Consider the following 12,409-nt stretch of genomic DNA (forward strand, 5'->3'; position numbering starts at 1 on the left):
GAGCGGGACGACCGTCGGGTTCGTGCTCATGACGTCGCCGACCTGCGTGAACCGGTCGACCCCCTCGCAGTCCACGGCGGCGACGACCCCGACCGGGCGTCCGTCGACCACGACGACGGCCGCACCGTGCGAGCGCTTGCCGATGAGGGTCAGCGCGGTGTGCACGGTGTCCTGCGGAGAGACGACGACGGCACTCTCCACGACGGCGTGCTTGGCCTTGACGGATGCGACGACGTCCGCGACCACGTCGGTCGGCACGTCCTGCGGAAGGACCGTGATGCCGCCGCGTCGGGCGATCGTCTCGGCCATGCGTCGACCCGCGACCGCCGTCATGTTCGCGACGACCACAGGGATGGTCGTCCCCGTCCCGTCGACGGTCGACAGGTCGACGTCGAAGCGGGATGTGATCTCGGAGCGCGACGGGACGAGGAAGACGTCGCCGTAGGTCAGGTCGGATGTGGCGGTGTGGCCGGGAAGGAAGTGCATGCCTCCAGGGTACGAGGCGTCACAACGGCGAGAAGCGGTCGCACCCGTGGTCCTCGGGCGCGCGGGTCACGCGAGCGCCCGGCGGCAGCCCGTCGACGTGCACCTCTGTCGTGTCCACCTCGATGGACAGACGGGTGTCGGCGAACGGGACGCCGTCCATGCGCACGTGGCCGAGCGACGGCGGGACCGGCGAGACGTGGATCGTGTGGTGCGGCACGCACGGGTCGAGGCGGAGCAGGGTGCGCAGCAGCTGGAACGGAGCGGCGGCCGCCCAGGCCTGCGGGGTGCACGCCGCGGGGTACGGCACGGGGAACCCCGCATCGCGCCGGTCGAACCCGCAGAACAGCTCGGGGAGCCGGCCGCCGAAGGCGACCGACGCGTCGAGGAGGCCGTCGACGACGCGGAGGCACTCGTCCATCAGGCCGTACCGGGCGAGCCCTGAGGCCGCGAGGCTCGTGTCGTGCGGCCACACCGACCCGTTGTGGTAGCTGACCGGGTTGTGCATCGCCATCCCGCGACCGAGCGTCCGGATGCCGAACCCGGTGAACAGATCTGGCGAGAGCAGTGCCGCGGCCACCGCAGGAGCCCGCTCGGGCAGCACGATGCCGGTCCACAGGCACTGGCCCATGTTCGAGACCAACGCGTCCACCGGGCGCTTGTCACGGTCGAGCGCGAGCGCGAACCTTTGCTTGTCCGGGATCCAGAACGCCGTGTCGAACGCCGCCCTCATCGTCGCGGCTCGCGCCGACCACGCCTGCGCGGCGACCTGGTCGCCGAGCAGGCCGGCGAGGTGGGCCCGCGCGCGGTAGGCGCCGTACGCGTAGCCCTGGACCTCCGCCAGGGCGATCGGTGGCACGGCGAGCGTGCCGTCGGCGAACGAGATGCCGTCGTGACTGTCCTTCCAGCCCTGGTGCAGCAGACCGCGGTCGGTGCGGCGCTCGTACTCGAGGAACCCGTCGCCGTCCCGGTCGCCGTACTCACCCATCCAGTCCAGGGCCGCGTCGACGGCGGGCATCAGCTGGGCGATCTCCGCCAGCGGCGCACCCCAGCGCGCAGCCTCGTCCACGAGCATGACGAACAGCGGAGTCGAGTCGATCGAGCCGTAGTAGATCGACTCGCCGCCGAGAGCGAGCGTCAGGTCCATCCCGACCCGCACCTCGTGCAGGATCCGGCCCGGCTCCTCCTCGGTCAACGGGTCGATGCGCTTGCCCTGCATGCGCGCGAGCGTGCGCAAGGTCCCGAGCGCGAGGTTGGGCGCGACCGACATCGCCATCCAGCTCGCGATCAGCGAGTCGCGGCCGAACAGCGCCATGAACCACGGCGCTCCGGCAGCGACGACGTCGTCCTCCGGGTGGTTGAGGTCGACGATTCGCAGTGCCCCGAGATCGCGCTCGCTCTGCGTGAGCGCGAGCTGGAACGGGCGGTTCGCCACAGTGATGTCCGGCATCGTGTCGCGCCACGACTGCATACGCACGGCCGCAGCCGCACTCTCGACGGGGAGGTGGGCCGGGAACGCCGCCTCGAGCTCGGCGCCGCCGAGGCTCGGCAGCACCTCGATCGTCGTCGTCCAGATTCCCTGTGCGGGGACCACGACGCGGAACGACAGGGTGCGGGACGCTGCATCGGCACCCGGGGCGGAGATGCGCACCCCGCGGCGCACCCCCTCGTGCTCGAGCCAGAACTGCAGGTCGCTGCCCGCCGCGCTGTGATGGACACGGGCCCGATGGGTCACGCCGCGGCCTTCCTTGACCTGGAAGAGGTCGGCGAAGTCCGCATCCACCTCGAGGATCAGCCGTAGCCCGGCGGCCTCGGTGCCGTAGTTGCGTACGGTCACGTCCTCGCGCATCCCCGTGCTCACGAAGCGGCGGCGCTGCACGATCACCGTGGCGTCGTCGTGCCCAGGGCGGGGGGCCGCGCGGCACATGAACGTCCCCTCGAAGGGCTCTGCCGGGAGCGTCGCGAGCGGCTGCAAGGGCGCACCGTCGACCAGCAGCCGCCAGCCCGAGATCAGGCGGGTGTCGCGGACGAACAGGCCCTGCTGCTGGTCGGAGTCGATGTCACCGTTCGGTTCGCTCGCGCAGAACGACGAACCCTCGACGAGGCTCGTCACAGTGTCGCGGGGAAGCGGCACGGGCGAGTCGTCGGTCAGTCCGGACGGCTTGAAGGACGGGATGTCCATCTGTCCCTGGCTCTCTGCCGACGCGGCGTGAGTCCGCGACGACGACTGGTCAGGACTAACCTACCTACAGAGCCCGGTGTCGGCAGCCGGCGACCGGCCCGGCCGGGAGCACCGTGCACACGGGCCGTGCATGCACGGTGACGGGAGAGCCATCATTGCTGTCGACCTTGCCAAGAGGCCACCTCAGAACCCGGACCCGCAGGGCTCCCTGCGGATCGGCATGGTGGCGCCGCCGTGGTTCGGGCTGCCGCCGCGCGCGTACGGCGGCATCGAGTCCGTCGTCTCGGACCTCGTCAACCAGCTGACGCTGCTCGGTCACGAGGTGACCCTCATCGGTTCAGGAGAGAACCTGACGTCGGCGCACCGGTTCGTGCAGGTGTTCGAGACGCCTCCTACCGCGTCCCTGGGCGACCCGCTGCCCGAGGTCATCAACGCTGCGGCGTGCGCGGCGGCGCTCGCGGACATCCCCGTCGACGTGGTGCACGACCACACGATCGCCGGTCCGCTGCTCGCGCGTGGCCGGAGCGCGCCGACCGTGATCACCGCCCACGGACCGGTGACCGGGTTCCACGCCGACTACTACCGGCGCCTCGGCGACACCGTGGGCCTCGTGGCGATCTCCGACGCGCAGCGGCGTGCGAACGCAGAGCTCGACTGGCTGGGCACCGTGCACAACGCCGTGGACGTGTCGTCCTTCCCGTTCCGCGCGGACAACGACGGGTACGTCCTGTGGCTCGGCCGGTTCAGCAACGAGAAGGGACCGCAGCTCGCCATCGACGCGGCACGCGCCGCGGGCAGCCCGATCGTGCTGGCCGGCAAGCTCAACGAGCCGGACGAGAAGGAGTTCTTCGCCCGGGAGATCACGCCGAGGCTGTGGGCAGGCGTCGAGTACGTCGGCGAGGCCGATGCGCGGGCCAAGCGCGAGCTGCTCGCGGGCGCGCGCGCGCTGGTCTTCCCCATCCAGTGGGAGGAGCCGTTCGGGATGGTGATGGTCGAGGCCATGGCGTGCGGCACCCCGGTCGTCGCGATGCGGCGGGGGAGCGTCCCCGAGGTGGTCCTCGACGGCGTGACCGGGCTCGTCGTCGACACCTACGACGAGCTCGTCGAGGCGATCGACGCCGTGTCGGGCATCGACCCGGCCGCGTGCCGGTCCCGTGCCGAGGAGTGCTTCGACCTGCCCGTGATGGCGCGCGGGTACGAGCGCATGTACCGCGCGGTGGTCGACGGGGGGCGGGCGCTGCGCGACCTTGCGCCCCATGGAGCGGGCGCCGGTGCGTGACGGGTTCTAGAGTGGGACGGCTGCCACGGGGCAGCTGCGACGTGCGGCATCGTCGCCGCACGAGGAAGGGAGATGCGCATGGGCGTCCTCGCCCGCATCGCCACACCGGCTGACCTGCGACGTCTGACGCATGCGCAGGTCCGTTCGCTGTCCCAGGAGATCCGTGACTTCCTCGTGCAGTCCGTCTCCCGCACCGGTGGTCACCTCGGCCCGAACCTCGGCGTCGTCGAGCTGACGATCGCGATCCACCGGGTGTTCGAGTCGCCCCGCGACACGATCGTGTTCGACACGGGCCACCAGGCGTACGTGCACAAGCTGCTGACCGGCCGGCAGGACTTCTCCGGGCTGCGCAAGCGCGACGGCCTGTCGGGCTACCCGAGCCGCGCGGAGTCGGTCCACGACGTCGTGGAGAACTCGCACGCGTCGACGGCGCTCAGCTGGGCCGACGGCATCGCGAAGGCCAACGCCGTCCTCGGTCACCGGGATCGTCACGTCGTGGCCGTGATCGGGGACGGCGCGCTGACCGGCGGCATGGCGTGGGAGGCGCTCAACAACATCGCGGCGTCGCAGGACCGCCGCCTCGTCATCATCGTCAACGACAACGGGCGGTCCTACGCGCCGACGATCGGCGGGCTCGCACACCACCTCGACACGCTGCGCACGACCCAGGGGTACGAGCACGTCCTGACGTGGGGCAAGCGCACCCTGAAGCGGTCCGGCCCGCCCGGACGGTTCGCGTACGACGCGCTGCACGGCCTCAAGAAGGGCATCAAGGACGTCGTCGCGCCGCAGGGCATGTTCGAGGACCTCGGCCTGAAGTACGTCGGGCCGGTCGACGGTCACGACGAGCCCGCGGTCGAACGGGCGCTCCAGCGGGCCAGGTCGTTCGGCGGGCCGGTCCTCGTGCACGTCATCACCGAGAAGGGCCGGGGGTACACGCCGGCTGAGCAGGACGTCGCCGACCGCTTCCACGCCGTCGGGCAGATCCACCCCGAGACCGGCCTGCCGGTCGCGCCGTCGCGGTTCGGCTGGACCAGCGTGTTCGCCGACGAGATCGTCCGGATCGGTCGCCGCAGGCCCGACGTCGTCGCGATCACCGCGGCGATGCTCGCGCCCGTCGGGCTCGCGCCGTTCGCGGCGGAGTTCCCCGAGCGGACGTTCGACGTCGGGATCGCGGAGCAGCACGCGGCGACGTCGGCCGCGGGCATGGCGTTCGCGGGCCTCCACCCCGTCGTCGCGGTCTATGCGACGTTCCTCAACCGCGCGTTCGACCAGATCCTCATGGACGTGGCTCTGCACAAGGCCGGCGTGACGTTCGTGCTCGACCGTGCCGGTCTGACGGGCGTCGACGGTGCGAGCCACAACGGCATGTGGGACCTCGCGATGCTCCGGATCGTGCCAGGCCTGCGGCTGGCCGCACCGCGCGACGAGCCGACCCTGCGCGACGCGCTCCGCGTCGCGGTCGACATCGACGACGCGCCCAGCGTCGTGCGTTACCCCAAGGGCGCCCTGAGCGCCGCGATCCCGGCCGTCGACGAGGTGGACGGCGTGGACGTCCTGGCGCGGCACACGGCGGCCGCCGGAGCGCCGTCGGTCCTCGTCGTCTCGATCGGGTCGATGGCGGAGACTGCGCTCGCGACCGGCGAGCTGCTCGCGGCGCACGGCCTGCGGGTCACCGTCGTCGACCCTCGGTGGGCGTTGCCCGTGCCGTCGGCGCTCGTGAAGCTGGCCGGCGAGCACGATCACGTCGTGACGCTCGAGGACGGCGTGGTCGACGGCGGCATCGGGTCGCAGCTCGCTCAGCGGACCCGGGCGGCCGGGCTGGGCGTCCCGGTCCAGCCGATCGGCGTCCCGCTGGCGTTCCTGCGGCACGCCACCACCGAGCAGCTGACGACCGAGCTGCGCCTGCAGCCGCAGGACATCGCGCGCGACGTCCTGACGGCGCTCGACGGGACGCGCTGACGCACCGACGCACTGTGGCGCCCTCTGGCGCCCCGGGGGAGAATCAGGAGCAAATGGTGATGCGGCTCACGCCGTCATCTGCTCCCGTCGGGGCGAAGGTCCCAAGACATCCCATGACTTTTCAGTAGCGTTGATGGCAAGACGACCTCCACGAGGAGCAGAGATGTCCACCACAGCAGTCCAGCAGTCCAGCACCGACGCCACCGCGGGTGCCTGGCGCAGCTTCGTCGCAGGCCCGTGGTCCGACGGGATCGACGTCCGCGACTTCATCCAGCGCAACTACACGCCCTACACGGGCGACGCAGAGTTCCTTGCGGGTCCCACGCCCCGCACCACGGGCATCTGGGCGACGCTGAGCGCGATGTTCCCCGCCGAGCGTGAGCGCGGTGTCTACGACATCGACAACCACACGCCCGGGACCATCACCTCGCACGGCGCCGGCTACATCGACCAGGCGAACGAGCTCATCGTCGGCCTGCAGACGGACGCCCCCCTGAAGCGTGCGATGATCCCCAACGGCGGATGGCGCATGGTCGAGACGTCGCTGAAGACGTACGGCTTCGAGATCCCCCAGGACATCAAGAAGATCTTCACGGAGTACCGCAAGACCCACAACGCGGGCGTCTTCGACGTGTACCCGCCCAACGTCCGGGCCGCGCGCTCGTCGCACATCATCACGGGCCTGCCCGACGCCTACGGGCGCGGCCGGATCATCGGCGACTACCGCCGCGTCGCGCTGTACGGCATCGACGGCCTGATCGCCGCGAAGAAGATCGAGCGCGCCGAGCTCGACATGGAGCGCTCGGTCGAGGACGTCATCCGCGACCGTGAGGAGAACGCGGAGCAGATCCGCGCGCTGCAGGAGCTCAAGGCCATGGCCGCGTCCTACGGCTTCGACATCTCCCAGCCCGCAGCGACGGCCCGCGAGGCCGTGCAGTGGCTGTACTTCGCCTACCTGGGTGCGGTCAAGGAGCAGAACGGCGCGGCGATGTCGCTCGGTCGCACCTCGACCTTCCTCGACGTCTTCCTGCAGCGCGACCTCGCCGAGGGCCTGATCACCGAGTCGCAGGCGCAGGAGCTGATCGACGACCTCGTCATCAAGCTGCGGATCGTCCGGTTCCTGCGGACCCCCGAGTACGACGACATCTTCGCGGGCGACCCGACCTGGGTCACCGAGTCGATCGGCGGCATCGGCGAGGACGGTCGCCCGCTCGTGACGAAGTCCTCGTTCCGCTTCCTCCAGACGCTCTACAACCTGGGCCCGGCGCCCGAGCCGAACCTCACGGTGCTGTGGAGCAACCTGCTGCCGGCGGGATTCAAGGCGTTCTGCGCGCAGGTGTCGATCGACACGTCCGCGATCCAGTACGAGTCCGACGAGCTCATCCGCTCCTGCTGGGGCGACGACGCCGGGATCGCGTGCTGCGTCTCGGCGATGCGGGTCGGCAAGCAGATGCAGTTCTTCGGCGCGCGCGTCAATCTCGCCAAGACGCTGCTCTACGCGATCAACGGCGGGCGTGACGAGATCAGCGGCAAGCAGATCGCCCCGGTCAGCGCGCCGGTCGTCGGCGATGTGCTCGACTTCGACGACGTCTCGGCCAAGTTCGACAAGCTGACCGACTGGCTCGCCGAGACCTACGTCGACGCGCTCAACTGCGTGCACTACATGCACGACAAGTACGCCTACGAGCGCCTCGAGATGGCCCTGCACGACCGGACCATCCTGCGCACCATGGCGTGCGGGATCGCCGGCCTGTCGGTCGTCACCGACTCGCTGTCCGCGATCAAGTACGCGACCGTCCGGCCGGTGCGTGACGAGACCGGGCTCGTGACCGACTACACGATCGAGGGCGACTTCCCGATGTTCGGGAACGACGACGACCGTGCCGACGACATCGCCATCCAGGTCGTCACGAGCTTCATGGACAAGATTCGTGCGCAGAAGACCTACCGTGACTCGCTGCACACGCAGTCGGTCCTGACCATCACCTCGAACGTCGTCTACGGCAAGGCCACGGGCAACACCCCCGACGGTCGCCGCCGCGGCGAGCCGTTCGCCCCGGGTGCCAACCCGATGAACGGCCGCGACACGCACGGCATGCTCGCCTCGGCCCTCTCGGTCGCGAAGCTGCCGTACTCCGAGGCGCAGGACGGCATCTCGCTGACGTCGACGGTCGTGCCCTCGGGCCTCGGCCGCACCAAGGACGAGCAGGTCGCGAACCTGGTCGGCCTGCTCGACGGCTACAACGTCTCCTCCGGTTACCACCTGAACATCAACGTGCTCAACCGGGAGACCCTCGAGGACGCCATGGAGCACCCCGAGAACTACCCCCAGCTGACCATCCGGGTCTCCGGCTACGCGGTCAACTTCGTCCGGCTGACGCGCGACCAGCAGCTCGACGTCCTCTCGCGCACCTTCCACGGCGGCCTCTGAGCCGCACCACCACGACCGGCAGGAACAGCCCCTCATGAACGTCACCACGGCAGCACCACACGGTGCCGACCAGGTCGGCGCCCCCGTGATCGAGCTGGGCCTGCCGGTCGTCGGTGGCTCACACCACCGCGCGACCGCCGGGACGTCGGGTCTCGAGGTGAGCGAGATCGGCCGGTCCGAGAAGTTCGCCCAGGTCAGGGCCGGTGAGCTCGGCTCCCTGCACTCGTGGGAGCTCGTCACGGCCGTCGACGGACCCGGCACCCGGATGACGGTCTTCCTCTCGGGATGCCCGCTGCAGTGCCTCTACTGCCACAACCCCGACACGATGGAGATGCGGCGCGGCGAGCCCGTGACCGCGACCGAGCTGCTCGAGCGCATCTCCCGCTACAAGAACATCTTCGAGGTCACGGGCGGCGGGGTCACGATCTCCGGCGGCGAGCCGCTCATGCAGCCCGCGTTCGTCGCACGGATCCTGCGCGGCGTGAAGGAGATGGGCCTGCACACCGCTGTCGACACCTCGGGCTACCTGGGGGCGCACTGCACCGACGAGATGCTCGACGACATCGACCTGGTCCTGCTCGACGTGAAGTCGGGCATCCCCGAGACGTACAAGCGCGTCACGGGTCGCGAGCTGCAGCCGACGCTCGACTTCGGTCGCCGGCTCGCCGCGCGCGGCACAGAGATCTGGATCCGGTTCGTCCTGGTCCCCGGGCTGACGGATGCGCCCGAGAACGTCGATGCCGTCGCCGACTACGTCGCGACGTTGTCGACGGTGACGCGCGTCGAGGTGCTCCCGTTCCACCAGATGGGCCGGGACAAGTGGGACAGCCTCGGGATGCGCTACGAGCTCGAGGACACGTCCCCGCCGACCCCCGAGCTCGTCACCCGCGTGCGCGAGCAGTTCCGAGCCCGGGGGCTGACGGTCTTCTGACCTCTCCGTCCGCGCGCCTCAGCCGGCGACGGGGACGTCCGCGACCCCGCGCGGCAGGAGTCGCCGGCCGAGGACCCGCTCCGAGTACCCCGTGCGGTCCAGGTACGGGCTGATCCCGCCGAGGTGCAGCGGCCAGTTCGCGCCCAGGATCATGCAGAGGTCGATCTGGTCGGGCGAGGCGACGACGCCCTCGTCGAGCATGAGTCCGATCTCCTCGGTGAGGCCCGTGAGGACGGCGTCGAGCACGCCCGCCTCGTCGAGCGGAGCGCCTCCCGACGGCTGGCCCGTCACGTCGAACGCGTCCTGGATCTCGGGATCCACCTCGAGCTCCGCGCCCTGTCCGTCCGGCTCGGGCACGAGCCGCCGACCCTGCGTCGCCAGCCGTTCGAGCCCGGGGGAGAGCGGGAACCGCTCGCCGAGATCGCCGTGCAGGGTGGTGAGCACATGGAGTGCCACGGGCAGCCCGACGAGCTGGATCAGCGCGAACGGCCCCATCGGCAGGCCGAGGGGGCGCAGTGCGACGTCGGCCGTGCGGACCGGGGTGCCGCCCTCGACCGCAGCGGCGACCTCGGCGAGGAGCCGGAGCAGCAACCGGTTGACCACGAAGCCGGGACGGTCCGCGACGCCCACCGCGGTCTTGCCGAGCTGCTTCGCGAGGGCGAACGCCGTCGCGACGGCCGCGTCCGTGGACGACGCCGTCCGGACGACCTCGATGAGCGGCATCTGGGCGACCGGGTTGAAGAAGTGGATCCCCACGACCCGCTCAGGGTGGCGCAGGTGCGCCGACATCGCGGTGACCGAGAGCGCAGAGGTGTTCGTGGCCAGCACCGCGTCGTCCGCGATGACACCCTCGAGCTCGGCGAACACGCGCTGCTTCAGCGCGAGCACCTCGGTGACGGCCTCGATGACGAGGTCGGCGCCCGCGAGCGTCGACAGGTCGGTGCTGACCGAGATGGAGGCGAGGACCCGGTTGGCCTCGTCGGGCGACATGCGGCCCTTGGCGGCCTGCCGCTCGACCTGTGACCGGATGCCCGCGAGACCGGCGGCGACGCGGGCGTCGTCGATGTCGCGCATGACCACGGGGACCCGCAGCCGGCGCGCGATCAGGACCGCGAGCTGGCCGGCCATGAGACCGGCCCCGACGATGCCGACCGACCGCACCGGGCGAGCGAGCTCCGCCGGGGGAGCGCCCGCGGGTGTGCGCGCGCGGCGGCTCGTCAGGTCGAACGCGTACAGGCCGGCGCGGAGCTGGTCGGTCATGATGAGCTCGGTGAGCGCGTCGTCCTCGGCCGCGAAGGCCGAGTCGCGGTCGGCCGTCCGCGCGGCCGCAACCAGCTCGAGCGCACGATAGGGAGCCGTCTTGGCGCCGTGCAGGCGCTGGTCGAGCTGCGCGCGAGCGCCCGCGACGACCGCGTCCCACTCCTCCTGCGACTCGATCTCGGCGCGTGCCGGGACGACGCGCCCCGCGAGGACGTCCGCCGTCCAGGCCAACGACTGCTCGAGGAAGTCGGCGGGGTGGAAGACGGCGTCGACGAGACCGAGCTCGAGGGCCTCCGCGGCCTTGGTCATCCGGTTGCCCCCGAGCGGACGCGTGAGGATGACCTCGAGAGCCCGGCGGACGCCGACGAGGTGCGGCAGCAGGTAGCAGCCGCCCCAGCCGGGGACGAGCCCGAGGAAGGCCTCCGGCAGGGCCAGCGCACTGACGTCGGCGCCGACGGTCCGGTAGGTGCAGCTGAGCGCGAGCTCGAGTCCGCCACCCAAGGCGGCACCGTTGACGTAGGCGAACGTGGGGACGCCCATCTCGCCGAGCAGTCGATAGGTCGTGTGGCCGGCCTGAGCGACCCGGCGGGCCTCGGCGACGTCCGAGATCGCCGTGACGGCGGTGAGGTCGGCCCCCGCCGCGAGGTAGTACGGCTTGCCGGTCACGCCCACGGCGACGATCTCGCCCGCGAGGGCCCGGCGCTGCTGCTCGAGGAGGGCGGCGTGCAGCTCCGCGAGGCCGGCGGGACCGAGGGTCGTCGGCTTGGTGTGGTCGAGCCCGTTGTCGAGGGTGACCAGTGCGAGCGTCCCGGCGCCGCCGGGCAGCGTGACGTCCCGGACGAGGGCGTGCGCGATGCGCTCGGGTCGCGGTGCGGCGGACGTCGTGGACGATGGCGTGCTCATCGGGCGCTCCCGTCGATGGTCGTGGCCGCGGGCCGGTAGCCCTCGTAGTCGGGGTGGTTCGGGTTCTCCCAGATGACCGTCCCGCCCTGCCCGAGGCCGACGCACATCGTGGTGATGCCGTACCGGACGTCCGTGTGCTCGGCGAACTGGCGCGCGAGCTGGGTCATGAGCCGGACTCCCGAGGAGGCGAGCGGGTGCCCGACGGCGATCGCGCCGCCGTACGGGTTGACGCGCGGGTCATCGTCGGCGATGCCGAACGCGTCGAGGAACGACAGCACCTGGACCGCGAACGCCTCGTTGATCTCGAACAGGCCGATGTCCTCGATGGACAGACCCGCTCGCCGGAGCGCCTTGTGCGTCGCGGGGATGGGCCCGATGCCCATCACGGCCGGGTCGACGCCCGCGTACGCGAACGACACGAGGCGCATCCGCGCGCCGAGCCCCAGCTCCTCGGCGGTGTCGTCGGCGGCGAGGAGGCAGGCGGCCGCGCCGTCGGTCAGCGGGGCCGAGGTCGCCGCGGTGACGCGCCCGCCCGCTCGGAACGGTGTCGCGAGGTTGCGGACGTCCTCGAGCCGGGTGCCCGGGCGCGGCGGCTCGTCGGCCGTCGCCAGACCCCAGCCGCGTTCGGGGTCGCGCAGGCCGACGGCGACGAGGTCGGGGGTGATCTGCCCGGCGGCCAGGGCGGCGGCGTACTTCGCCTGGCTCGCCACGCCGAACGCGTCGGCGCGGTCACGGGTGAGCGCGGGGAAGCGGTCGTGGAGGTTCTCGGCCGTGTTGCCCATGTTGAGGGCGTCGGCGCTGACGAGACGCTCGGCGACGAACCGGGGGTTCGGCTCCGCGCCGGCGCCCATCGGGTGGTGGCCCATGTGCTCGACGCCGCCGGCGAGCGTGACGTCGAGCGCACCCACGCCGATGCCCGACGCCGTCGTGGTCACCGCGGTCATGGCACCGGCGCACATCCGGTCGATCGCGTAGCCC

At 71.3% G+C, this 12,409-nt stretch carries 8 protein-coding genes; 4 read left to right on the forward strand and 4 right to left on the reverse strand.

All coding sequences use genetic code 11. The features are described from left to right. Together VFW79_RS13950 and VFW79_RS13955 are read right to left on the reverse strand one after the other, a co-directional pair. Window positions 1-486: IMP dehydrogenase (locus tag VFW79_RS13950; RefSeq protein ID WP_329677896.1), on the reverse strand; the 486-nt coding region annotated here is incomplete at its 3' end. 19 nt (window positions 487-505) lie between these two features. Next, complete coding sequence (locus tag VFW79_RS13955; protein WP_329677897.1) at window positions 506-2,665, reverse strand: glycogen debranching N-terminal domain-containing protein; 2,160 nt, start codon at window positions 2,663-2,665, stop codon at window positions 506-508. Between the two features lie 130 nt (window positions 2,666-2,795). On the opposite strand from VFW79_RS13955, the gene VFW79_RS13960 reads away from it, so the two are divergent. The 4 genes from VFW79_RS13960 (at window position 2,796) to pflA (ending at window position 9,268) form a co-directional block, all read left to right on the forward strand. Further along, the gene (locus VFW79_RS13960) at window positions 2,796-3,944 is read left to right on the forward strand and encodes a glycosyltransferase family 4 protein (protein WP_329677898.1); all 1,149 of its coding nucleotides are present in this window, start codon (window positions 2,796-2,798) and stop codon (window positions 3,942-3,944) included. 78 nt (window positions 3,945-4,022) lie between these two features. After that, window positions 4,023-5,906, forward strand: coding sequence for a 1-deoxy-D-xylulose-5-phosphate synthase (dxs, locus tag VFW79_RS13965; RefSeq protein WP_329677899.1), 1,884 nt, complete (start codon window positions 4,023-4,025; stop codon window positions 5,904-5,906). Between the two features lie 163 nt (window positions 5,907-6,069). Continuing rightward, window positions 6,070-8,337 carry a formate C-acetyltransferase gene (gene pflB, locus VFW79_RS13970; protein WP_329677900.1) on the forward strand — a complete coding sequence of 756 codons (2,268 nt, stop codon included), beginning with the start codon at window positions 6,070-6,072 and terminating at the stop codon, window positions 8,335-8,337. 34 nt (window positions 8,338-8,371) lie between these two features. Continuing rightward, window positions 8,372-9,268 (forward strand): pyruvate formate-lyase-activating protein, encoded by an 897-nt coding sequence (gene pflA, locus VFW79_RS13975; protein ID WP_329677901.1) that lies wholly within the window; start codon window positions 8,372-8,374, stop codon window positions 9,266-9,268. 18 nt (window positions 9,269-9,286) lie between these two features. On the opposite strand, the gene VFW79_RS13980 is transcribed toward pflA, so the two are convergent. Together VFW79_RS13980 and VFW79_RS13985 are read right to left on the reverse strand one after the other, a co-directional pair. Further along, window positions 9,287-11,431 carry a 3-hydroxyacyl-CoA dehydrogenase NAD-binding domain-containing protein gene (locus VFW79_RS13980; protein WP_329677902.1) on the reverse strand — a complete coding sequence of 715 codons (2,145 nt, stop codon included), beginning with the start codon at window positions 11,429-11,431 and terminating at the stop codon, window positions 9,287-9,289. Next, window positions 11,428-12,409: acetyl-CoA C-acyltransferase (locus tag VFW79_RS13985; RefSeq protein WP_329677903.1), on the reverse strand; the 982-nt coding region annotated here is incomplete at its 5' end. The genes VFW79_RS13985 and VFW79_RS13980, both read right to left, overlap by 4 nt.

This window comes from Cellulomonas sp. (genome assembly GCF_036279715.1).
Taxonomy (GTDB): Bacteria; Actinomycetota; Actinomycetes; order Actinomycetales; family Cellulomonadaceae; genus Cellulomonas_A.

Excerpts from the sequence above, each read along its gene's own strand:
- VFW79_RS13955 (WP_329677897.1), bottom strand. The coding sequence starts at position 2,665 with ATGGACATCCCGTCCTTCAAGCCGTCCGGACTGACCGACGACTCGCCC.
- VFW79_RS13960 (WP_329677898.1), top strand. The coding sequence starts at position 2,796 with ATGCACGGTGACGGGAGAGCCATCATTGCTGTCGACCTTGCCAAGAGG.
- dxs (WP_329677899.1), top strand. The coding sequence starts at position 4,023 with ATGGGCGTCCTCGCCCGCATCGCCACACCGGCTGACCTGCGACGTCTG.
- pflB (WP_329677900.1), top strand. The coding sequence starts at position 6,070 with ATGTCCACCACAGCAGTCCAGCAGTCCAGCACCGACGCCACCGCGGGT.
- pflA (WP_329677901.1), top strand. The coding sequence starts at position 8,372 with ATGAACGTCACCACGGCAGCACCACACGGTGCCGACCAGGTCGGCGCC.
- VFW79_RS13980 (WP_329677902.1), bottom strand. The coding sequence starts at position 11,431 with ATGAGCACGCCATCGTCCACGACGTCCGCCGCACCGCGACCCGAGCGC.